Consider the following 22,394-nt stretch of genomic DNA (forward strand, 5'->3'; position numbering starts at 1 on the left):
TTCCTTTTTCGGTTTAGTATGGTTTGCGAATATCAACAAAGTGGCCTGCTATCGCTGCCGCAGCTGCCATTGCAGGGCTCACTAGATGCGTACGGCTACCACGGCCTTGTCGACCCTCAAAGTTACGGTTACTGGTTGATGCGCAGCGATCACCCGCTTCTAAACGGTCATCGTTCATAGCTAAACACATTGAACAACCTGGTAAACGCCATTCAAAACCAGCCTCAAGGAAGATTTTATCTAAGCCTTCAGCTTCAGCTTGCAACTTAACCTGACCAGAACCCGGTACCACAATTGCGGTAACTCCTGCAGCCACTTTGCGGTTTTTAGCATGCGCTGCGGCTGAGCGTAAATCTTCAATACGTGAATTGGTGCATGAACCAATAAACACCTTATTGATGGTAACATCGGTCATTTTGGTGCCCGCAGTTAAGCCGATGTACTCCAGCGCTTTAATGATGCTGTTACGCTCTGTACTGTTAGTTTCATCATCTGGGTTTGGCACAACACCATCGATAGCGACGACTTGACCAGGGTTAGTTCCCCAGGTTAATTGTGGCGCTATGTCTTTTGCTTCAAGCACCACTTGAGCATCAAACTTAGCATCTGCATCAGTTTTTAATCCAGACCACGCAGCCACAGCTTGATCCCATGTCGTGCCTTTAGGTGCAAATTCACGCCCTTTCAAATAGCTAAATGTGGTTTCATCTGGTGCAACCATGCCGGCTTTAGCGCCCATTTCGATAGCCATGTTACAGAGTGTCATGCGCCCTTCCATTGATAATGCTTCAATGGCTTCGCCACAAAACTCAACGACATAGCCTGTGCCGCCGTCCATGCCTAACTTACCAATAATCGCCAACACGATATCTTTAGCCGTAACGCCATCGGTCACCTGCCCACGTACTTCCACTTTCATGGTTTTGGCTTTTAATTGACGTAAGGTTTGTGTCGCCAGTACATGTTCAACTTCAGAGGTGCCTATCCCAAATGCTAAGGCGCCGAACGCACCGTGCGTGGCAGTATGCGAGTCTCCGCAAACGATTACAGTACCCGGTAAGGTTATCCCTAACTCAGGCCCCATAACATGCACAATACCTTGGTTTGGATGGTGAATGTCATATAAACGCACACCAAATTCTTTACAGTTTTGCGCTAAGGTTTCAACCTGAGTGCGCGCCATTGGGCTTAGGGCATCGAGGCTGGCACTCTTAGTAGAGGTATTGTGATCCATGGTGGCAAACGTTTTTTCAGGCGCGCGTAATTTACGCCCAGCTACTTTTAAGCCACTAAATGCTTGAGGAGAAGTCACTTCATGCACCAAGTGACGATCCACATAAATAATGGGAGCTTCTGCCTCTGGAGTCGCAACAATGTGTGCGTCCCATACTTTTTCGTATAATGTTTTTGCGCTAGTTTGCGTCATTAGACACCTTCCTTAATGGCATTAGCGATAAAATCACCCATTTGTTTGGTCGATTTTGCTTGGCTGCGTTTGTCTGCACTTAATAGCTCGCCGGTTAAATAGCCCGCTGATAAAGCCTGGGTGACCGCACGTTCTATCGCGCTTGCAGCCTCTTCTTGCTTTAAGCTATGACGTAGCATTAAGGCTGCTGACAAAATTTGTGCAACAGGGTTGGCAATGCCTTTTCCGGCAATATCAGGCGCACTGCCACCCGCAGGCTCAAATAGACCAAACCCGGTGCTATTCATGCTTGCTGAAGACAACAAGCCCATTGAGCCTGTTAGCATGGCAATTTCATCGGATAAAATATCACCAAATAAGTTTGAACAAAGCATGACATCAAACTCATCTGGGCGACGTAGCAATTGCATGGTCGCGTTATCGATATAGATGTGCTCTAAGGTGACATCAGGGAAGTCTTTAGCCACTTCTTCTACCACTTGACGCCATAAAACCGAACAAGCCAACACGTTAGCTTTATCGACTGAAGTGACCTTGTTTTTACGACCGCGCGCAGCTTCAAAAGCAATTCGGGCAATTCGGGTTATCTCTCGACGGCTATAACGCATGGTGTCGAAGGCTTCTTCATCATCGCCTTCACCCTGACGACCCTTTGGCTTACCAAAGTAAATGCCACCGGTTAACTCGCGCACACACAAAACATCGAAACCACGGGCAGAAATATCACTGCGTAACGGAGACATATGCTCTAAACCATCATGTAATTTAGCTGGTCGTAAATTACAAAACAGTTCAAAGTGACCACGAAGTGGTAATAACGCACCACGCTCGGGTTGATCGTTAGGCGGTAAATGCTCCCATTTAGGACCACCCACACTGCCGAATAAAATCGCATCTGCGGCTTCACACCCCTTTAGGGTGGCATCTGGTAATGGGCAACCATGATTATCAATTGCAATGCCGCCTACGTCATATTCGGTGTAGTTGATATCCAGTTTGAAGCGCGTTTCCACTTCAGCTAGCACCTTACGTGCTTCAGCCATCACTTCTGGACCGATACCATCACCCGACAATACTGCTATTTGATAACTCATACGCCACCTAACTCCCTATTTTTATGAATCTGTTGTTTAAAATCAGCCACTTTATCTGCACGATACGTTAAGTTCATTACGTGGATTAAGGCTTGTGCTGATGACTCAACCACATCGGTTGCCAAACCAACACCATGGAAATTCTGGCCATTATATTTAGCGGTAATATCCACTTGGCCTAATGCATTTTGACCTTCGCCTTTAGCACCTAATTTATAACTGGTAATGTTAATATCACGTCCAGTTGCGCGGGCAATGGCATTATATGCCGCGTCAACAGGTCCATTACCCGTTGCAGCCTCAGTTCTTTGTTCGCCATCAACCACAATACGCACTGTGGCGGTCGCAACCCCTTCCGTAGAGTCTGAATGCACCATCATGTGCTGCAATTCATAGTTATCATCGTCCTGTGCTTGTGACTCCATGAAAACTAATGCTTCTAAATCATAATCAAACACTTGGCCTTTTTTATCAGCTAATTTTAAGAATTGATCGTATAAGCTATCCATGTCGTAATCAGTGACCAAATAACCCATTTCTTCCATGCGATGTTTGATCACATGACGACCTGAACGCGAGGTCATATTTAAATTATTACGGTTCAAGCCAATACTCTCTGGCGTCATAATTTCATAGGTATTCTTCGCTTTTAACATACCATCTTGGTGAATACCCGATGAATGAGAAAATGCATTGGTACCCACAATCGCTTTATTAGCTTGAATGGGCATATTACATAACTGACTGACTAAACTTGAAGTGCGGTGAATTTCTTTGGCGTTAATACCACAATCTAAATCCAACAAGCCTTTACGGGTTGATAAGATCATCGCGATTTCTTCAAGTGAACAGTTACCGGCACGCTCGCCAATACCATTGATGGTACATTCCACTTGACGGGCACCCATTTCAACGGCGGTAATTGAGTTAGCAACAGATAAGCCTAAATCATCATGACAGTGAACTGAGATCACCGCTTGATCGATATTTGGTACACGGTTAAACAAGGTTTGAATAATCCCACCAAACTCACTTGGAATGGTATACCCGACGGTATCAGGAATATTGATGGTTCGAGCACCAGCGGTAATCGCAGCCTCTACCATACGGCATAAGTTATCAATTGGTGTGCGTCCAGCATCTTCACAAGAAAATTCAACATCATCAGTAAAACGACGAGCATATTTAACCGCATGCACGGCCATCGCTAATACATCATCAAAGCTGCGTTTTAATTTACTCTCAACATGAATCGTTGAAGTAGAAATAAAGGTATGAATACGGAATTGGTCTGCTACCGATAACGCTTGGGCTGCGGCATCAATGTCTTTTTCTAACGCTCGAGCCAAAGCACATACACGGCTATTTTTTATCGTTTGAGCGATAGTTTGCACGGATTTGAAATCACCCGGTGAAGACACAGGAAAACCCACTTCCATGACATCAACACCAAGACGTTCTAATGCTAAGGCGATTTGAAGTTTTTCTTTCACTGTCAAACTGGCCGCTAATGCCTGTTCACCATCTCGTAGCGTAGTATCAAAAATTATTACTCTATCTGACATCGATTTTACTCCACTTTTGCCTTTGCTTTTTTATTCAAACCAGCAATAGCTAAATTTTCAAATGTGTATAAACAAAAAACCCCGCGACATAATGCGCGGGGTTTGTGATGGGTGAGATTCTTAATTCACATGTAACACAAAAGGCTCCGCGCAATATTTGCGAATGAGGAGAAGGAGGCCTAGTAGTGCATAAATTCTATTCATTATTTTTAAATATCTATTCTGTGATTGAATTTCTCTTGGGTTAATAATTACCTCGCCAACGCTTCAGTGTCAACCCCCTTTTTATCAAGTTGAATAATATGAATGACCAATTCTAATGAATAATGATTGAATGAATATGTTTTTGATAGCAATAATCGGCACCCTAACGCTAGTAGATTGATTATTTTCTGCATAATTTGCATCAAAATAGGTATACTCAACACTATTGATCCGTTTACTCCCAAACCTATTTAGGTGACCATGCTTTTGCTGTCAGTACCTTCACGTATTTATCGCCTAATGTCGCCCTTGATGACGATATTTTTTACCGCCATATTACTGACAACAAACATAGCACCAGCGATATCTGCAACCTCTGAGATGTCACAGCAAGATTTTGAAGCCAAAACGACTAACCAAAAACTTGATTACATCGCTTGGTTATCGCCTCAATATCCCAATCGCGCTAAAACCTTGATTGAGCAGCTTGAAGTCAGTCATCAACACAATTCATTTTCAGATACCTTGTATTTAAAATTACAATTAGTCAGCTGTTTTAATTTTATCGATTCTGGTCAAAATGAACATGCCGTTGAAATAGCTAAACAAGGTGCTGATAATACTAAGATTATGCGTATGGATCAGGCTAAACCATACTTTTTAGTCTGTGAGGCCAGTGCTTATGATTTTTTAGGCAAATACGCTTTATCAACCTTAATCAACGAAGAAGCCATCAAGCTAGCCAAGCAATATAATCAACCTCAAGCATTGCTATTAGGTATAGTCACTCGCTCTTTGCAAGAAAATATAAATGGCAACTTTACCCAAGCATCAGAAAGTATAAAAGTTGCCAAAGAGTTGTACCCAATTGCAAAACAACAACTGCCTTTTTGGTATATGGTGCCTGCACCTTATTTAAAAATGATTATGAGCAACTTACTTTATTCATCAGGTGATGAAGAAACCGCACTGGAATACGCTAAGGAAATCCTAAACGATCCGCAAACAAATGGCGCAATAGCTATTGTAACAGCATTTTATCTGGCCAGAATATCACTCTCATTGGGCGATTTAGCCACCGCAGAACAATACTTAAACCAATCTAAGCAAATTAGCCCTGAAGCGGAGAATCAACATAACCAAGCTAGCTTTAACGCTCAAACGGCTTATATAGAATTACATTTAGGTAATTTAGATGCAGCTGAAATGGCGATAAATAAAAGCTTGCGGCACTTTATCGACACGTTTGATGATTTAAAAGCAATGCGCGCCAAACGAACATTGTCGCAAATATATTTTGCTCAACATAAAGATTCGGAAGCTTTAAGTCTAATGACCGAAATCATTAAACAAGCCGAAAATAGCGCACAATATTTTGACCTCATCGAGTTTCATCAAATACTGAGTGATTATTATGAGCAACAAGGCCAATTCGAACTGGCGTTAAAGCAACAGAAACTGAAGTTCAACGCCGGCCAAAAAGCGAATGAGCAATTATCCAACTCGCGAATAGCACAAATAAAAGCCAGCAGAGAGCCGATTGAAAACCTTTCTAATGAAATAAATGCCTCTTCATTAATGTTTCAAGCGCAAAATGTAGCACTGCTTAGCTTAGGTATTTTCATTTTACTGGCATCATTTGTCGCTTTTATTTATCGAAAGCCTAAATCCAATACACCGTCGGAAAGCGTTAATGACCCATTACAGCAGGTTGATGCAATTTTAAGTAAAGCGAAACAAAGTCATTATCCTCTAACATTATTGCTATTGGATACAAGACAAATGCGTGCTGTGGATATCGCAATAGTTCAGCAAAAAATACAACACACACTACGTGAACAGGACAAGATTTTACGTATAGAAGATGATCGAATGGCGATTTTATTACCTTTTGCTTCTGAAGAAGGGGCACAGAAAGTGATTAGCCAACTCACGCCAATTATTCAGCCTTACTTGTCTGTCAAACTGAATTTTGGCAGCGCGAGTTTACAGCAGTTAGATACTCTAGAAAGCTTATTAAAACGAGCAGAACTCAATAAATTAGGTAAACTTCAAAAGCAGCAACAAGGTGTCAAATAAACGCAGTAATGATGATGCCTCGCTTTTATCCGTTAGCTAAATAATCACCTATTTCATCTAAGAACTCACCACCAAAACGATCTAACTTAATTTGACCGACACCATTCACTGCCAACATCTCACCGGGACTGGTAGGCAGCATCGCTGACATTTCCGCCAAGGTGGCATCATTAAATACCAGATAAGGGGGAATGTCGTGTTGTTCGGCCAGCTCACGGCGCAACAGTTTTAAACGCGCAAACAATTTACGATCATATTGCTGAACCGTACGAGTGTTCGTTTTACGCTTAACGTCCAATAATTGAATACGCGGCTCCGCCAACATCAAGGCCATTTCAGCTTTTAAAATAGGTCTTGCGGCAGGATTTAATCGAATACTTGAACCTCGGGTAATATCTTGGCTCGCCAAGCCTAAATGAATCAACTGCCTCAACACGCTTAACCAGTGCTCTGCTGATTTATCCGCACCTATGCCCCATGTGGTCAGTTTATCGTGCCCTCTGTCGATCACATTAGCCGCCTTAGAGCCACGAAGCACATCAATCACATGGTGCATGCCAAAACGCTGCTGTAGGCGAAATACGCAAGATAATACTTTTTGCGCGTCTTCGGTGCCGTTATACCGTTTAGGTGGGTCTAAGCAAATATCACAGTTACCACAGGGTTCAGATGCGCTTTCGTCAAAATAATGCAGTAACACTTGGCGTCGACAGGTTTGTGCTTCCGCAAAAGCTGCCATGGTATGCAGCTTATGAAACTCTACTTGTTGCTGTGGACCTGGCTCAGATTGTTCTATTAAATGGCGAACCCGGCCAATATCGGCAGGGTCAAACAACATGTATGCTTCGGCATCTAGGCCATCTCGACCCGCTCGGCCCGTTTCTTGGTAGTATGACTCGATACTTTTAGGAATGTCATAATGCACGACAAAACGCACATTCGACTTGTTTATCCCCATACCAAAGGCAACTGTGGCGACGACAATATCAACTTGATCTTTTAAAAACTTATCCTGGATATCAACTCGGTCTTCCTGGCTCATTCCCGCATGATAACCCTGTGCGTTAAAGCCTTGTAGGCGAAGACGTTCAGCTACCTCATCGACACGACGCCGACTACTGCAATAGATAATCCCACTGGCCCCATTTTGAGATTGTAAATATTGACGCAGTTGATTGGCTGCATTTAATTTTTCAGCCACGGTATAACGAATATTAGGTCGATCGAAACTAGCCAGCAGCACATATGGTTGAATATGAAGACGCTCACAAATACTGAGCCGAGTCGCTTGATCAGCCGTTGCCGTTAATGCCATTAATGGAATGTGAGGAAAATGCTGTTTAAGTGCGCCTAAGGCAGCATACTCGGGTCGAAAATCATGTCCCCACTGACTAATACAATGGGCTTCATCGACGGCAAATAATGAAATCGTCAGCTCATGCATCCGCTCAATGAAATCGGGTCTTAATAACCGCTCGGGTGATACGTACAGCAGCTTTATTTCACCTTGATGCAACTGACGTAAAATCGCAGCACTTTGCTCACGCGGTAACGATGAATTTAAATACGCTGCACTCACACCACTTTGTCTTAAACTGTCCACTTGATCTTTCATCAGTGAAATCAGCGGCGACACTACGATGGTCACTCCAGGCAAGACGAGCGCAGGCAACTGATAACACATGCTTTTACCGCCACCTGTAGGCATAATCACTAAGGTGTCATTACCCGATAGGGCTTGTTCAATCACCTCGCGCTGCCCATCGCGAAAATCGCGATAGCCAAAAACTTGCTGCAGTTGCGCAGCTAATAAATCATTCTGGGTGGACTCAAGCGGTTGTGATGTCATTAGCGTAAAACTATATATCCATGGTAATAAGGGGCAAAATCGCAGGCTATTCTAAAGCAGTGCAAGCCATATGTCTTGGCATAAACCGTATTCAGTATTAGTGATTGAATCATCTGTAAATTAGCGCTAGATTAAATACTCTACGTTTGTCAGATATACCAAGGAAGAACATGACATCATCTATTCAAGCTCAAGTTTTAGCGCAAGTTGCAGAGGTTTTTGATAAACATGTGCCTTTTCATAATCTATTAGGATTATCGATAACACGCTATGACATTGATGGAGTTGAAGTTGTCGTCAATATGAAGCCAGAGCTGATTGGTAATATACACCAAAATATTCTTCATGGCGGTGTCGCTGCAACCATATTGGATGTTGTAGGCGGCTTAACGGTTTTTGCCGGATTGGTCGCCAGTCGAGAAGATTGGAATATTGAAGAGCTTCAGCAGCGATTAACAACCTTAGGCACTATCGATATGCGTATTGATTATCTTCGCCCAGGGAGAGGAAAAATCTTTACTGGCACAGGAAGTGTTATACGTTCAGGAAATCGCGTCTCAGTTTGCCGTATGGAATTACACAATGAGGAAGGCACTCATATCGCATTTGGCACTGGCACATACATGGTGGGATGATATCAGCACAATTGTTTACACGGATAATGAAACAAGTTACCTAAGTTTACTTGAGTCGTTCATCGATGAGGCCTACAATCCTCAGTCCATTTGCCTGACAACTCCTGTGATCCTTTATGCCTGATTTAGAATACCGTAAAGGCGTTCTCCTTGCTGTGTGCGCCTATGTTATTTGGGGTATTGCACCACTTTATTTCAAACTGCTCACCCAAGTTTCGCCGCTCGAAATTTTAATGCATCGCGTTATTTGGTCATTTATCTTTATGATTGTTTTAATGCAATTTATTGGCGGATTTGGGCGCTTACGTCTAGTACTGAAACACCCCAAACAGGTAGGCGTGTTAATTGTTACATCGGTATTAATCGCGGCTAATTGGCTGATCTTTATTTGGGCGATTAATAACGATCATATGCTGGACGCCAGTTTAGGATACTTTATCAACCCCTTGTTTAATGTGCTTCTGGGGATGATATTTCTGGGTGAAAGATTACGAAAAATGCAATGGGTAGCTGTCAGTTTGGCTTTTATAGGGGTCTTGTTGCAGCTGATCTCATTCGGCTCAATCCCACTAGTATCATTAGCCCTCGCAGCCAGTTTTGGCTTTTATGGCTTATTACGTAAAAAGGTCAATGTGGATGCTAAAACAGGATTACTGATTGAAACCGCCTTGCTCTTACCTGTCGCGTTAGGATATTTACTGCTGACATTAGACTCATCCGCAACCAGCATGTTAGTAAATAGCCTCAATTTGAATTTAACCCTTATCGCTGCCGGTATTGTCACGACCATTCCATTATTGTGTTTTGCTGGCGCAGCGGTACGAATTCCCTTTTCAATTTTGGGCTTCTTCCAATACATAGGCCCAAGTATTATGTTTATTTTGGCGGTAAAGCTGTTTAATGAGCCCTTTGATATGGAAAAAGGCATTACCTTCGGATTTATCTGGCTGGCACTGCTCGTCTTCGTCGGCGATATGCTAACTCAGCGCCAAAAACGTCGCCAAGTGAGCAACGGATAACCGAGTTTTATGAGTGAGTTTTATGAGTGATTTTTTGAGTGCAGTAAAGCCAATGCGCGCTCTGGTTGCTCCACACTGATCATCATCAAGTAATTTTTGTGCGTGGGTATGATCATTACCCACTGCGAGCCGTCTTTAGCCCCAACGACTGACAATAACGCCCTACGCTTATTCTGTAATGTAAACCACCCTAAACTGTAACCCGGTAAACCTAATCCATTGGTGCGCCATTTAGGCTTCAGATCTGTTTGGGTCGTTAAGTCTGCGATATAGGCTCCTTGCCAATCAATATCTTCAGCATCTAAGGTTTGGGCATAAAGTGGCACGTTTAAAGAAACGCTTTTATCATCCCATATCAGTTGGCTTGTATAAGATTGATATAATGCCACGCTAAATATACTGAATACCGCCAGCAATATCCCCATTGCGGCATATTTTGCAGTGTTTGGCATCGGCTTCATCAATATGATGCCCGCAATGACCACTAAACCAACAAGTAGGCCGATTAAACTATAAAGTGCTGAGGTATCGATGGCGCTTAAGGCAATAGTATGCATGCTGAACATTCCGTTGATTCTAATGGGTAAACCTTAACTAGGCTAATAAAGGCTATCAAACCACATAATATAAGCCAAGCACTAGGTTTTAAAATGACAGTACGCGATTGACCTCAAGCATGAGTTTCACATGAAGATCATCGTATTATCTAGACTGAGATGAAATAGTGACTCTTTCTTTAATCACACGCTGCAAAAGGTGAATTACAGGCATAAAAAATGCCGGACTGGCCGACATTTTCTTACAATCAAAACACTACAAATCAAGCGCGAGAATTTTTGAACGGCGCTGATAGTTATATAACTGCTTTTTCTTATTCGGTAATGCTTCCACTTCGACAATATTAAAGCCGTGCTCTAAAAACCAGTGAATACTGCGCGTAGTGAGGGCAAACAAGCGTGAGTAGCCGCGTACTCTTGCCTGGCCAATGATGTTATTTAATAACACGCTACCGCGGTCAGCATCACGGTAATCAGGATGAACCACTAAACAGGCAAATTCACCGGCGTTATCCTCTTCAAATGGGTATAACGCAGCGCAACCAATCACTAGGTTGTCACGTTCGATCAGCATAAACTGTTCAATTTCCATCTCTAATTGCTCACGAGAACGTCTTACCAGAATACCTTGTTCTTCTAATGGGCGAATAAGGTTTAATACTCCACCGATATCACTGATAGTCGCACGGCGTAATCGCTCAGCGCTTTCGGTAACAATCTGAGTACCAATACCTTCTCGAGAGAATAATTCTTGTAGTAGTGCACCATCATCCAAATAACTGACTAAATGACAACGCGGCACCCCATTACGACAAGCATCAATACTGGCTTTTACGAACGCTGTTGTGCCAGTACAAGCTGAGCCATTCTGCTCCATGATAGCTAAATGCTCTAGCGCTTGATTTGGCATCAGCTCAGCAATCGCATTACCGTTTTCATCCGACAGGCCATTGGTTTTACTAAAACCAATGATTTTATCAGCTTTTAATTTAACCGCTACCTGAGTCGCCACTTCTTCAGCGGTAAGGTTAAAGCTTTCACCAGTAACAGATGCCCCTATCGGCCCCATTAACACAATACAATTATTGTCTAGCTGACGCCGTAAACCCTGACTATCAATACGGCGGACTTTACCGCTTAAGCAAAAATCGACACCATCATCAACCCCTAAAGGCTGTGCGATAACAAAGTTACCGCAGACAAGGTTAATTTGTGCATTTTGCATGGGGGTATTACCAAGGCTCATAGATAAACGCGCGGTAATATCAAATTGGGTTGCACCAGCTACCTGCTTAATGACTTTTAATGTGTCTTCATCGGTAATACGAATACCATTATGGTATGCAGGCTCAATCCCAGCAGCTTTCAAGCCCGCATCAATCTGCGGCCTGGCACCATAGACAAGAACGATTTTAATCCCAAGAGAATGCAACAAAGCCACATCATTTAAAATGCCGCGAAAATGATTATTCGCAAGTGCCTCGCCGCCTAACATTACAACAAATGTTTTACCACGATGGGCATTAACATAAGGTGCAGAATGACGAAATCCATCAACCAGCTCTGTAGTTCTCACGGACAAAATCACCTCTCTTAACATTTAATCATTCAATTTCGATGATTAAGTCGAGTTAACCACCACATCCCACATATGCTATTGCATTTTAATTCACTATTAAAGCATTTATTCTCACTATCGGTGAAATAAAAAACGCATAAAGACTGTAAAAACTTCATGACAGCCAAAAAGTTACCATGAATGATATCCAAGTATAGCTTACTTTTTTCAAGCATAAAAAAAGCCCCAATAAAGGGGCTTTTTTAAGAGTCAAAATCAATTACTTGATTTTAGCTTCTTTGTAGATAACGTGCTGACGAATAACTGGATCAAATTTCTTGATTTCCATTTTCTCAGGCATGTTACGCTTGTTCTTTTCAGTAGTGTAGAAGTGACCAGTTTTAGCAGTTGATACTAATTTGATCTTCTCACGATTACCTTTAGATTTAGCCATTTTCTATTATACCTTCTCGCCACGGGCACGAAGTTCAGCAACAACAACTTCAATACCTTTCTTGTCGATAATACGGATACCTTTAGTAGATACACGTAATTGTACGAAACGCTTTTCTTCTTCTAACCAAAAACGGTGGTTTTGTAGGTTAGGTAAAAAACGACGACGAGTCGCGTTTTTAGCATGCGAACGGTTGTTACCAACCATAGGCTTTTTGCCAGTTACTTGGCATACTCTTGACATGTCAATCTTCTCCAAAACAAATTTTTAACGCTCGAGCATTAATGTGCCTCGTATGGCCGTCGCCCGAGGCACAAAGAGGGCGCATTTTATACACGATTGGCTACACAAGATCAAGTATTGTTTATATTAACCATCCTCGCTCGGCGAAGGACACTATCTCTTTATCACCCACAACCATATGATCTAGCAAAGAAACATCTATAGTTTCTAATGCATTTTTTATTCGCTCAGTTATTCGCCGATCAGCTTGACTGGGCTCTGCAATGCCAGAGGGATGGTTGTGACAGACTATTACTGCCGCAGCACCTTTTTCAAGCACAAGGCTTACCACTTCACGTGGATAAACCGAAGCCGCATTTATAGTGCCGCGGAATAATTCTACAAATTGAATGACTCTATGTTGGTTGTCCAACAATAGTAAGGCGAACACTTCATAGGATCGGTCTGCTAATTGTCTCATTAAATAGTCCCGAGTTAAATCAGGATTTGTCAAAATTTGACCTCTTTGTAGATTTTCTCGCGCAATTCGCTTAGAAATTTCGGCTGCAGCCTGTAATTGAGCAAATTTTACCGGTCCAACACCGTTAATTTTACAAACTTGCTGCTTAGAAGCTGAGAGTAATTTACGTAAACCACCAAACTGCATAATCAGCTGACGCGATAATTCAAGCGCATTTTTGCCCGCAAGGCCATTTCTTAATATTACCGCCAGTAATTCTGCATCGGATAATTGTCCTGCTCCGTTGAGTAACAACTTCTCTCGCGGCCCTTCACCCTGAGGCCAATCTTTAATCGCCATAAACGTTCCTTGTTTTATTTACCTGTTGCCATCTAAATTCAATAACTCCCACTAAATAGTATGGTCGAATATTTTGATAATGGATCTTCACCCACTTTCGATTGCTTTGTGGTATCGTTAGCCGCATTAAGATTTGAAGCGAATTTTACCCATGCTGACAGATAAGAAAGTATTATTAGGTATTGGTGGTGGCATAGCCGCATATAAAAGTGCCGACTTGATCCGTCGCTTAAAAGAGCGCGGTGCAGATGTACGCGTAATAATGACTCAAAGCGCGATGGAGTTTATTACCCCGTTAACCATTCAGGCCCTGTCAGGCCACCCCGTGGCGGCAGATTTACTTGACCCAGCAGCCGAAGCCGCAATGGGACACATTGAGCTAGCGCGCTGGGCTGATGTAGTTATCCTTGCCCCAGCCACAGCCAATTTAATCGCCCGCATCAATGCAGGTATGGCAGATGATTTACTGACAACCACCTGTTTAGCAACAAGCGCGCCCGTCGTTGTGTGCCCAGCGATGAATCAACAGATGTATCAGAATATCGCCACCCAAGAAAATCTGGCCAACTTAAACAGAAAAGGGTTCACCATATGGGGCCCTGCCACTGGCAGCCAAGCTTGCGGTGAAGTAGGCCCAGGCCGAATGTTAGAGCCTTTGGTTATAGCAGAGCAATTAGGTCAATTTTTTGCTCCCAAATTACTCGCAGGTAAAAAGCTGTTATTAACTGCAGGTCCTACCCGCGAAGCCATTGACCCTGTCAGATACATTTCTAATCATAGCTCAGGGAAAATGGGCTTTGCACTCGCACAAGCCGCGGCAGAAATGGGCGCTGAAGTGACCTTAGTATCTGGTCCGGTAAGTTTAACTACGCCGGCGAGGGTAGTACGTATTAATGTAGATTCTGCACAACAAATGTTGACAAGCGTCATGGAGAATATTCAATCACAAGATATTTTCATTGGCTGCGCAGCGGTAGCAGATTATCGCTTTGCTGATGTCGCCACCGAAAAAATGAAAAAATCCGCTGAGCACATGCAGCTATCATTGGTGCGTAATCCAGATATTTTAGCGACAGTCGCATCATTAACTGATAAACCTTTTACCGTTGGGTTTGCCGCAGAAACCAATAATGTCGAGCAATACGCAAAAGGCAAACTAACGCGCAAAAAACTTGATATGATTGCGGCGAACGATGTATCTGTTCAAGGCTTAGGTTTTAATGCCGATAATAATGCGTTACAAGTATTTTGGCCAAATGGTCAACAGACTTTACCGACAACAGATAAGCTATCATTAGCACGCCAACTACTTACTTTAATTAATCAGCAGTTACCCACAAAATGAAAACACCTATTGAACTAAAAATACTCGACTCGCGTATCGGTAGTGAGTTTCCTCTTCCTGCCTATGCAACCCCAGGCAGTGCAGGAATGGATTTACGCGCCATGATAGATACCACTATGGTTATCGCGCCCGGCAAGACAGTATTAATCCCTACGGGTATTGCTGTACATGTTGCCGACCCTAGTCTTGCCGCCGTAATTTTACCGCGTTCAGGTTTAGGCCATAAGCACGGTATAGTGTTAGGTAATTTAGTTGGCCTTATCGATTCAGATTACCAAGGCCCCCTCATGGTATCTTGCTGGAATAGAAGTACTGAACCGTTTACCTTAGAAATCGGCGATCGTTTAGCGCAGCTTGTCTTTGTGCCTGTCGTACAAGCACATTTTACATTAGTGGATGAATTTAATAGCTCAGATCGTGGTGAAGGCGGATTTGGTCACTCAGGAACCAAGTAACCTTCTAAAGTTGTCACTGAGTTAAGGAAAAGTAAGAATGGCGGAAAGCCCAAAAATAAATCGTCGCGAACACATTCTACAATGTTTAGCCCAAATGCTAGAAACCAGCCCTGGCCAACGTATTACTACAGCCAAATTAGCTGCTGAAGTCGGCGTCTCTGAAGCGGCGCTTTATCGCCACTTTCCAAGCAAAGCCAGAATGTTTGAAGGTTTGATAGAGTTTATCGAAGATGCACTTTTATCACGCTTAAACATCATCATGGATGAAGAAAAAGACACCATGAAACGCTGCCAGTTAGTATTACATCTTTTATTAGTGTTCTCTGAACGCAACCCTGGCATTTCAAGAGTGCTGAATGGTGATGCCTTACTGGGTGAAAATGAACGTTTACGCAGTCGCATCAGCGTATTGTTTGCTAAAATTGAAACCCAAATTAAGCAAATCTTACGTGAAAAAACCTTACGTGAAGGCCATGGGTTTAGCTTAGATGAAGCCATTTTGGCAAACCTACTATTAGCTTTTGCTGAAGGCAGAATTTCACAATTTGTCCGCAGTGAGTTTAAACAAAAACCAACACAACACTTTGATGAGCAATGGACCTTTATTCAGCAGCAGCTGCTTCGCAGCTAAAAAATTGACTATTTGTAAGCTATTTTGATAAATTCTAGATTGTATTTCACTTAAAAGGACTTAAATCAATGAAAATACAATTGGTAATATCGGCATTAGCTATTTTATTGTTTCCGCCACTCGCGCTAAGCAATCCAACTAGTAAAATGCAAAACAACATAACTGAATGTCAATCTCAAGAGTGTACTAACCGATTTTTACAATATAAGCGCCTATCTAAAGCTGGACATTCCGATGCAATGTTTATGTTAGGCGAATTTTATTATCGCGGCTATGGCACAATTCAGAACACGAATTTGGCGTTAAAATGGTATCGAAAAGCAGCTAAGTTTGACTCTCCATTAGCTCAATATCGTGCAGGATTAATTTATATTTCTGATGTTGATTATCAAGATACACCTAAAGGTATTCAATATCTGGAACAAGCTGATAAAAATCACATGTCAGCAGCATCGCATTTATTAGGTTTGCTGTATTTTGAAGGTATTAAAGTCTCTCAGAATACCCAAACTGCGAGTGAATATTTCTCACACTCATACCAACTCAATTACCCCGAAACTCAAAAATTTATTACACAAAATAAATCAATCAAAGAGTTTAGTACTTTATCCCAAAGTCAGATTGTAAGTGATAATACTTCCGCTCCTACAAATGAAATGGAAACCATTCAGGTAACATCCCCAACCCTAGAAGAATTATTTGATTATCAAGTGGCTTTTTTAGAAAACACACTGCCTGATGCTGCGGTTTCAACTGGCTCTCGTATAGCCGGCAGAAATTGTAATGAATTGATTTCTTGCGGAACCCAAATGAACCGACACAGAATTCAAGACTTCCTAATGATAATGTGGTTTTAATCTGTATTAAGCAAGATGGTAAGTCTTAATTAAGGCTTACCATCTATCTAGAGCTGGCCACACTTAATTTTACCCAAAAACCAAATAACACACTTAACACTCAGCATAAATAATCCCCCTTGCTATCGAATTAATCCGCTCAGAACATCGCTAATAGCTAAGATCTGTTGCCCTAAAATGCCGAGTAAAATACAATGCGGCAACATATTTAACACTTTTTACACGGATTGTTTCATGCTACGTATTTTATATCTTACTTGTTGCTTACTTATATTATTCACTGTACAGGCCTTTGCCAGCCCATCTATTAAAAATTTCAGCGCTGATGCGGAGTTTTCAGAAGTAAAAATTTCACCCGATGGTAAGCATCTAGCTGTCATTCTTATCGAGGATGAAAAGCGCACATTACTAATTTTAAACCTCGAAAAAATGCAACCTACCTACGCTGTAAAATTTGATGGCGAAGAAGAAGTGGGTAGTTATTACTGGGTCAATGATGAAAGGATTGTTTTACAAAAACTTTATAAGAAACCTCGTCAAGAGTCATCTGTTTATTACGGTGAGCTTTTAGCTGTTAACTACGATGGCAGTAAATCAAAATACTTGTTTGGTTACAATGGTCGGGGAAGTTCAGGAAGCGCGAACATGTCTGACAATGAATCTATTCAGGCAAGTGCATTTGTGTTAGATACCTTAAAAGATGACGATAAATACATTTATGTGATGGCTTATCCTTGGAGTAGTCTCAACTATGTATATACCCTTGTTTACAAAGTAAATGTCTATTCGGGCAAACGCAAGCGCATCACCACCGCCCCTGTCGCTAACGCTGGTTTTTTAGTAGATAACAATGAAGAAGTGCGTTTTAGCTTTGCTCGTGATAGCAAAAATAATGACCAATTATTTTATTATGATAATAACGAATGGATTGATGCCAGCAGAATTAAAGGCGATTTAACTGATTTTTATCCAATTTCATTTACCGAAGACAACAAATCAATTTACGCAATAGCCAATAGCGAAGGGGCGACTCGCGCGATTTACGAAGTTGAACTTGCCAGCGCTAAACATAAAAAAATTATTCAGCATGATGTTGTCGATCCATTGAAAACCTGGATAAGCGATCAAACAAATACACTTTACGCGGTTGAGTTCGAAAATGGTTACCCTGAATATCGTTTTATCAACACCGAAAGCAACAAAGCTAAAGTATTACAGCAACTCATGGCTGCTATTCCCGATCATAGAATCCGAATTGTTAGTGAAACAATTAATGGTAATACACTTATCGTCATGGCGATGAATGACAAAAATTCTGGTGACTATTACTTATTTGACCGTCAAAACCTCAAGTTAAAGTTTCTATTCGCAGGAAATGCCGTACTTGACCCTAATGAGATGTCAGAAGTTCGCCCAATTAGCTTCGTCAATCGTGATGGTGTAACCATTCATGGTTATTTAACTTTACCCCGTGGTATTGAACATAAAAACATGCCGCTTGTAGTTAATCCCCACGGTGGACCGCACGGCCCTCGCGATTTATGGGTATTTAACCCCGAAAATCAATTATTAGCACAAAACGGTATTGCTGTATTACAAGTGAACTTCCGTGGCTCTGGTGGATATGGAATTGATTTTGAGGAATCAGGTTATCGTGCATGGGGCAGTAAAATTCAATACGACATTATTGATGCAACACAGTATGCAATAGACCAAGGTTATGCCGATAAAAATAGAGTGTGTATCTCTGGCGCGAGTTTTGGTGGGTATTCTGCTTTAATGAGTCCGATGCTCGCCCCCGACATGTTCAAGTGCGCTATAGGTGTTGCTGGAGTATATGATTTAGAGCAAATGTTTGAAACGGGTGATGTTCCAGAATCATACGGTGGTAAAGCATTTTTAAAAGAAGTGCTTGGCAGTGACGTAGCACAATTACGTGCGATGTCACCAACTCATAACGTTGATAAGCTTAAAGCCAATGTGTTATTGATTCATGGCGAAGAAGATGAACGAGCACCAATAGAGCAATTTGAAGCGATGGAAAACGCATTAAAACAAGCAAATTACCCATACCAAAAACAAGTATGGGATAAAGAAGGACATGGTTTTTACAATGCTGAAAACCGTGCTAAGTATTATGAAATTATGCTTAAGTTCTTAAAAGAAAACTTAAATGTAAAATAACCTTTTGAGTTTTAAATCCCCCCTCCAAAGCCGATACTTGACTAAAAAGGTCGGCTTTTCTATTTCAACAATACTATTTTAAAGCAAATAGCGTTATGATCCCCGCCCTGCTGCAGTTAGCAGCACCCTCATTTTTATCGTACACTGATGTGATACTTGTTGTTGGAGAATGTGATGGCACTATCTGAAGCCGCAAAGAAAGTTCAAGCCGCCTTAGCTGACCGTGGGCTAGAAACCCCAATGTTGCCAAAAACGTCAACACCAGAAGAACGTAAGGTCAAAATTGAACACCACATGCGTGAAATTTTAACACTCATGTCATTAGACTTAAGCGATGACAGCCTTGCTGACACGCCTCGCCGTATTGCTAAAATGTATGTTGATGAGATTTTTTCTGGTCTAGATTATGAAAACTTCCCCAAAATCACCGTCATCGAAAACAAAATGGGCGTTGATGAAATGGTCAGGGTACAAGACATCAGCTTAACTAGCACCTGCGAACACCATTTAGTGACGATTGATGGCTTTGCTACCGTTGCCTACTTGCCACGCACTAAGATTATCGGTCTATCTAAAATTAACCGTATAGTGCGATTTTTTGCTCAACGACCACAAGTGCAAGAACGATTAACCCAGCAAGTGTTAGTGGCATTACAAACCTTGTTAGAAACCAAAGATGTGGCTGTTAAAATGGATGCGGTGCATTATTGCGTTAAATCTCGTGGCGTAATGGATTCGACTAGTTCAACCACAACCACAGCATTAGGCGGAATTTTCAAATCTAACCCAGCCACCCGTGCTGAATTTTTGCATCAGGTTAAATAACTTTAGCCTCGGATAATAACGTTTTATCGATTTGTCATCGTTAATGCCACAATAAAAAGCTGCATCAATATCGCTATTGAGCAGCTTTTTTAATAATCAACATTGTGATGAAATGAATTAAATTCCGTATTGTTGGCGATACGCGCTAACTGATGCTAATTCGGCTTCCATTCCAGACTTTTCAGATAAGTAACTAATCAAATCAGCCAGTTTGATAATTGATACTATGTCACAACCAAAATCACGCTCAACTTCCTGAATAGCCGATAGCTCACCTTTACCTTTCTCTTGGCGATCTAACGCAATCAACACGCCCGCAAGCTGCGCATTATGGGCATTAATGATTTCCATTGACTCACGGATCGCGGTGCCAGCAGTAATCACATCATCAACCAACATCACCTTGCCTTTAAGCTCGCTTCCCACAAGACTGCCGCCTTCGCCATGGGTTTTAGCCTCTTTACGATTAAAACAGTAAGGCACATCAACATCATGGTGATCACAAAGTGCCACTGCCGTTGTAGTGGCAATCGGAATGCCTTTGTAAGCAGGACCAAATAATAAATCAAACTCAATACCCGCATCCATTAATGCTGCGGCGTAAAAGCGTCCTAAGCGGGCTAAATCCTTGCCTGTATTAAACAATCCAGCATTAAAAAAATACGGGCTAGTACGGCCAGATTTTAAGGTGAACTCACCAAAACGTAATACTTGGCGTTCTAGGGCAAATTCAATAAACTCGCGTTGATAAGCTTTCACTTTTAATCCTCTATTGACTATTTTTACTTAAAAAAAGGGACCGTAAACGGCCCCCTAATTTTGGAATTGATTTTAGCTCAATGCGGCTTTTTGCACATCGACAATTTCACGAATACTGTTTTTAGCTAGCCCAAGCAGCTCAATTAACTCTTCATGGCTAAATGGCTCACCTTCTGCAGTACCTTGAATTTCAATAATCTTGCCTGTTTCAGTCATCACAACATTCATGTCAGTTTCAGCGGCACTATCTTCGATATACTCTAAATCGCTGATCGCTTCACCTTCAAAAATACCAACGCTCACAGCAGCAATTAAAAACTTAAGTGGGTTAGCTTTAATAATACCTTTACCGCGCGCCCAGTTTAACGCATCAACTAAAGCAACACAGGCTCCAGTAATCGCCGCGGTACGTGTGCCGCCATCAGCTTGAATAACATCACAATCGATAACAATGGTATTTTCGCCTAGTAGCTTCATATCTACCGCGGCACGTAACGAACGACCGATAAGACGTTGAATTTCTTGCGTACGACCCGATTGCTTACCACGAGCAGCTTCACGATCCATACGGCTATGGGTTGAACGCGGTAACATACCGTATTCAGCCGTCACCCAGCCTTGACCCTGGCCTTTTAAAAAGCGCGGCACACCTTCAGTAAAACTGGCGGTACAAAGTACTTTAGTATCACCAAACTCAACCAATACAGAACCTTCTGCATGGGCAGTAAAGTTACGGGTAATAGTAATAGGGCGAGTTTGAGCGGGTGTACGATTGCTTGGGCGCATGAAAAGTCCTGTAGTCGAATTCGTATTTAATTTGGGACGATATTATAGTCGTATAAGCTTACATATGCCATGCAAAGGCATCATTCTGTGAAGGAATCCTTTAACCCCTGGTGATAAAGCCGCTATAATCGGTAATCAATTTGATAAATCACACACAGGACACTTCATGATCCAAAGCATGACAGCGTATGCTCGCATAGAGCACAAAGCACAATGGGGTACCGCCTCATGGGAAATCCGTTCCGTTAATCAGCGTTACTTAGAAACCTACCTACGCTTGCCTGAACAGTTTCGCAGCTTTGAACCTGTACTGCGTGATCGCCTTCGAAAACGCCTAAACCGCGGTAAAGTAGAAGTTAACCTACGTTATGAACTAGCCGACAATAGCAGCAATGAATTACAGCTAAACCAAGATCTCGCCAAGCAATTACTTAGTGCCGCTAACTGGTTAAAACAAGAAGCAGGCCAAGGTGAACTTAGCCTCACCGACGTACTACGCTGGCCTGGTGTATTAGCATCGGCAGAACAGGACATGGATTCGATTGGCGCTGAGTTGATGAAAGCCTTTGATAGCGCTATAGATCAATTTATTGAAGCGCGAGGCCGTGAAGGTTCCGCCATTAAAGACATGTTACTTACGCGCTTAGATGGCGTAATGGAGCAAGTCAACATAGTACGTGAGCACATGCCAACCGTTATGCAATATCAACGGGAAAAGTTAACCAACCGCCTAGCAGAAATTCAAGGCGAGTTAGACCCTGCACGCATTGAGCAAGAAATGGTATTACTGGCTCAAAAACAAGATGTTGCAGAAGAGATGGACAGGTTAGAAGCCCATGTCACTGAAGCACGCAGAATCCTTAAAAAAGGCGGAAGTGAAGGTCGCCGTTTAGACTTTATGATGCAAGAGTTTAACCGCGAATCAAATACCCTAGCCTCAAAATCTATCAGCGCAGAAATCACTTCTGCTGCGGTTGAATTAAAAGTGTTGATAGAACAAATGCGCGAGCAGATCCAAAACGTTGAATGATATCCAACAGCGTCCAAACAGAACATTTAACCGCTGATTT

The 22,394-nt window shown here is 42.1% G+C and carries 21 protein-coding genes; 10 read left to right on the forward strand and 11 right to left on the reverse strand.

The window, feature by feature from the left end; all coding sequences use genetic code 11:
- Positions 1 to 13: 13 nt before the first annotated feature.
- Genes leuC through leuA form a run of 3 tightly spaced genes read right to left on the reverse strand, consistent with a single transcriptional unit; the run spans position 14 to position 4,085 of the window.
- A complete protein-coding gene (leuC, locus tag NE535_RS05735) occupies positions 14 to 1,426 on the reverse strand; it encodes a 3-isopropylmalate dehydratase large subunit (RefSeq protein ID WP_261297713.1) in 1,413 nt (470 codons plus the stop codon).
- A complete protein-coding gene (gene leuB, locus NE535_RS05740) occupies positions 1,426 to 2,520 on the reverse strand; it encodes a 3-isopropylmalate dehydrogenase (RefSeq protein WP_261297714.1) in 1,095 nt (364 codons plus the stop codon). Before leuB ends, leuC begins: the two co-directional genes overlap by 1 nt.
- Positions 2,517 to 4,085 (reverse strand): 2-isopropylmalate synthase, encoded by a 1,569-nt coding sequence (gene leuA / locus NE535_RS05745; RefSeq protein WP_261297715.1) that lies wholly within the window; start codon positions 4,083 to 4,085, stop codon positions 2,517 to 2,519. The genes leuB and leuA overlap by 4 nt, the downstream gene beginning before the upstream one ends.
- A gap of 465 nt (positions 4,086 to 4,550) precedes the next feature.
- Here leuA and NE535_RS05750 point away from each other — a divergent pair, with 465 nt between their 5' ends.
- Entirely contained in the window at positions 4,551 to 6,368 is a 1,818-nt protein-coding gene (locus NE535_RS05750; protein WP_261297716.1) for a hypothetical protein, read from the forward strand.
- Between the two features lie 25 nt (positions 6,369 to 6,393).
- Here the strand turns inward: NE535_RS05750 and recQ are convergent, their stop codons facing one another.
- Positions 6,394 to 8,217 carry a DNA helicase RecQ gene (gene recQ, locus NE535_RS05755; protein ID WP_261297717.1) on the reverse strand — a complete coding sequence of 608 codons (1,824 nt, stop codon included), beginning with the start codon at positions 8,215 to 8,217 and terminating at the stop codon, positions 6,394 to 6,396.
- Between the two features lie 170 nt (positions 8,218 to 8,387).
- Between recQ and NE535_RS05760 the strand changes: the two genes are divergently transcribed.
- Both NE535_RS05760 and rarD read left to right on the forward strand, forming a co-directional pair.
- Positions 8,388 to 8,852 (forward strand): thioesterase family protein, encoded by a 465-nt coding sequence (locus NE535_RS05760; RefSeq protein WP_261297718.1) that lies wholly within the window; start codon positions 8,388 to 8,390, stop codon positions 8,850 to 8,852.
- A gap of 116 nt (positions 8,853 to 8,968) precedes the next feature.
- Complete coding sequence (gene rarD / locus NE535_RS05765) at positions 8,969 to 9,871, forward strand: EamA family transporter RarD (protein WP_261297719.1); 903 nt, start codon at positions 8,969 to 8,971, stop codon at positions 9,869 to 9,871.
- A 20-nt stretch (positions 9,872 to 9,891) separates the two neighbouring features.
- Here rarD and NE535_RS05770 read toward each other — a convergent pair whose 3' ends face one another.
- The 5 genes from NE535_RS05770 to radC form a co-directional block, all read right to left on the reverse strand.
- Positions 9,892 to 10,428 carry a PH domain-containing protein gene (locus NE535_RS05770; protein ID WP_261297720.1) on the reverse strand — a complete coding sequence of 179 codons (537 nt, stop codon included), beginning with the start codon at positions 10,426 to 10,428 and terminating at the stop codon, positions 9,892 to 9,894.
- A 256-nt stretch (positions 10,429 to 10,684) separates the two neighbouring features.
- On the reverse strand, positions 10,685 to 12,004 hold the full coding sequence (argA, locus tag NE535_RS05775; RefSeq protein ID WP_261297721.1) for an amino-acid N-acetyltransferase: 1,320 nt from the start codon (positions 12,002 to 12,004) through the stop codon (positions 10,685 to 10,687).
- A gap of 262 nt (positions 12,005 to 12,266) precedes the next feature.
- Entirely contained in the window at positions 12,267 to 12,440 is a 174-nt protein-coding gene (gene rpmG, locus NE535_RS05780) for a 50S ribosomal protein L33 (RefSeq protein ID WP_160054468.1), read from the reverse strand.
- 6 nt (positions 12,441 to 12,446) lie between these two features.
- Positions 12,447 to 12,683, reverse strand: coding sequence for a 50S ribosomal protein L28 (gene rpmB, locus NE535_RS05785; protein ID WP_160054466.1), 237 nt, complete (start codon positions 12,681 to 12,683; stop codon positions 12,447 to 12,449).
- Between the two features lie 121 nt (positions 12,684 to 12,804).
- Positions 12,805 to 13,482, reverse strand: coding sequence for a RadC family protein (gene radC, locus NE535_RS05790; protein WP_261297722.1), 678 nt, complete (start codon positions 13,480 to 13,482; stop codon positions 12,805 to 12,807).
- 151 nt (positions 13,483 to 13,633) lie between these two features.
- On the opposite strand from radC, the gene coaBC reads away from it, so the two are divergent.
- The 6 genes from coaBC to folE all read left to right on the forward strand — a co-directional run bounded on the left by coaBC (position 13,634) and on the right by folE (position 19,779).
- A complete protein-coding gene (coaBC, locus tag NE535_RS05795; RefSeq protein ID WP_261297723.1) occupies positions 13,634 to 14,827 on the forward strand; it encodes a bifunctional phosphopantothenoylcysteine decarboxylase/phosphopantothenate--cysteine ligase CoaBC in 1,194 nt (397 codons plus the stop codon).
- Positions 14,824 to 15,282 (forward strand): dUTP diphosphatase, encoded by a 459-nt coding sequence (gene dut / locus NE535_RS05800; protein WP_261297724.1) that lies wholly within the window; start codon positions 14,824 to 14,826, stop codon positions 15,280 to 15,282. Before coaBC ends, dut begins: the two co-directional genes overlap by 4 nt.
- 37 nt (positions 15,283 to 15,319) lie before the next feature.
- The gene (gene slmA / locus NE535_RS05805; protein ID WP_261297725.1) at positions 15,320 to 15,913 is read left to right on the forward strand and encodes a nucleoid occlusion factor SlmA; all 594 of its coding nucleotides are present in this window, start codon (positions 15,320 to 15,322) and stop codon (positions 15,911 to 15,913) included.
- Between the two features lie 68 nt (positions 15,914 to 15,981).
- On the forward strand, positions 15,982 to 16,770 hold the full coding sequence (locus tag NE535_RS05810) for a tetratricopeptide repeat protein (protein ID WP_261297726.1): 789 nt from the start codon (positions 15,982 to 15,984) through the stop codon (positions 16,768 to 16,770).
- Between the two features lie 234 nt (positions 16,771 to 17,004).
- The gene (locus NE535_RS05815; protein ID WP_261297727.1) at positions 17,005 to 18,954 is read left to right on the forward strand and encodes an alpha/beta hydrolase family protein; all 1,950 of its coding nucleotides are present in this window, start codon (positions 17,005 to 17,007) and stop codon (positions 18,952 to 18,954) included.
- 174 nt (positions 18,955 to 19,128) lie between these two features.
- Positions 19,129 to 19,779: a GTP cyclohydrolase I FolE gene (folE, locus tag NE535_RS05820; protein WP_261297728.1), complete on the forward strand. Its 651-nt coding sequence runs from the start codon at positions 19,129 to 19,131 to the stop codon at positions 19,777 to 19,779.
- Positions 19,780 to 19,896: 117 nt separating this feature from the next.
- On the opposite strand, the gene pyrE is transcribed toward folE, so the two are convergent.
- Positions 19,897 to 20,538, reverse strand: coding sequence for an orotate phosphoribosyltransferase (pyrE, locus tag NE535_RS05825; RefSeq protein WP_261297729.1), 642 nt, complete (start codon positions 20,536 to 20,538; stop codon positions 19,897 to 19,899).
- A 72-nt stretch (positions 20,539 to 20,610) separates the two neighbouring features.
- A complete protein-coding gene (rph, locus tag NE535_RS05830; protein WP_188842163.1) occupies positions 20,611 to 21,324 on the reverse strand; it encodes a ribonuclease PH in 714 nt (237 codons plus the stop codon).
- Positions 21,325 to 21,490: 166 nt separating this feature from the next.
- Between rph and NE535_RS05835 the strand changes: the two genes are divergently transcribed.
- Complete coding sequence (locus NE535_RS05835) at positions 21,491 to 22,354, forward strand: YicC/YloC family endoribonuclease (protein WP_261297730.1); 864 nt, start codon at positions 21,491 to 21,493, stop codon at positions 22,352 to 22,354.
- The last annotated feature ends 40 nt before the right edge of the window (positions 22,355 to 22,394 follow it).

The sequence above is a fragment of the Shewanella holmiensis genome, from assembly GCF_025370255.1.
Taxonomy (GTDB): Bacteria; Pseudomonadota; Gammaproteobacteria; order Enterobacterales; family Shewanellaceae; genus Shewanella; species Shewanella holmiensis.

Excerpts from the sequence above, each read along its gene's own strand:
- rpmG (WP_160054468.1), bottom strand. The coding sequence starts at position 12,440 with ATGGCTAAATCTAAAGGTAATCGTGAGAAGATCAAATTAGTATCAACT.
- slmA (WP_261297725.1), top strand. The coding sequence starts at position 15,320 with ATGGCGGAAAGCCCAAAAATAAATCGTCGCGAACACATTCTACAATGT.
- rarD (WP_261297719.1), top strand. The coding sequence starts at position 8,969 with ATGCCTGATTTAGAATACCGTAAAGGCGTTCTCCTTGCTGTGTGCGCC.
- radC (WP_261297722.1), bottom strand. The coding sequence starts at position 13,482 with ATGGCGATTAAAGATTGGCCTCAGGGTGAAGGGCCGCGAGAGAAGTTG.
- folE (WP_261297728.1), top strand. The coding sequence starts at position 19,129 with ATGGCACTATCTGAAGCCGCAAAGAAAGTTCAAGCCGCCTTAGCTGAC.
- recQ (WP_261297717.1), bottom strand. The coding sequence starts at position 8,217 with ATGACATCACAACCGCTTGAGTCCACCCAGAATGATTTATTAGCTGCG.
- leuC (WP_261297713.1), bottom strand. The coding sequence starts at position 1,426 with ATGACGCAAACTAGCGCAAAAACATTATACGAAAAAGTATGGGACGCA.
- leuA (WP_261297715.1), bottom strand. The coding sequence starts at position 4,085 with ATGTCAGATAGAGTAATAATTTTTGATACTACGCTACGAGATGGTGAA.
- coaBC (WP_261297723.1), top strand. The coding sequence starts at position 13,634 with ATGCTGACAGATAAGAAAGTATTATTAGGTATTGGTGGTGGCATAGCC.
- NE535_RS05815 (WP_261297727.1), top strand. The coding sequence starts at position 17,005 with ATGCTACGTATTTTATATCTTACTTGTTGCTTACTTATATTATTCACT.
- NE535_RS05835 (WP_261297730.1), top strand. The coding sequence starts at position 21,491 with ATGATCCAAAGCATGACAGCGTATGCTCGCATAGAGCACAAAGCACAA.
- dut (WP_261297724.1), top strand. The coding sequence starts at position 14,824 with ATGAAAACACCTATTGAACTAAAAATACTCGACTCGCGTATCGGTAGT.
- rph (WP_188842163.1), bottom strand. The coding sequence starts at position 21,324 with ATGCGCCCAAGCAATCGTACACCCGCTCAAACTCGCCCTATTACTATT.
- rpmB (WP_160054466.1), bottom strand. The coding sequence starts at position 12,683 with ATGTCAAGAGTATGCCAAGTAACTGGCAAAAAGCCTATGGTTGGTAAC.
- NE535_RS05760 (WP_261297718.1), top strand. The coding sequence starts at position 8,388 with ATGACATCATCTATTCAAGCTCAAGTTTTAGCGCAAGTTGCAGAGGTT.
- leuB (WP_261297714.1), bottom strand. The coding sequence starts at position 2,520 with ATGAGTTATCAAATAGCAGTATTGTCGGGTGATGGTATCGGTCCAGAA.
- NE535_RS05750 (WP_261297716.1), top strand. The coding sequence starts at position 4,551 with ATGCTTTTGCTGTCAGTACCTTCACGTATTTATCGCCTAATGTCGCCC.
- NE535_RS05810 (WP_261297726.1), top strand. The coding sequence starts at position 15,982 with ATGAAAATACAATTGGTAATATCGGCATTAGCTATTTTATTGTTTCCG.
- NE535_RS05770 (WP_261297720.1), bottom strand. The coding sequence starts at position 10,428 with ATGCATACTATTGCCTTAAGCGCCATCGATACCTCAGCACTTTATAGT.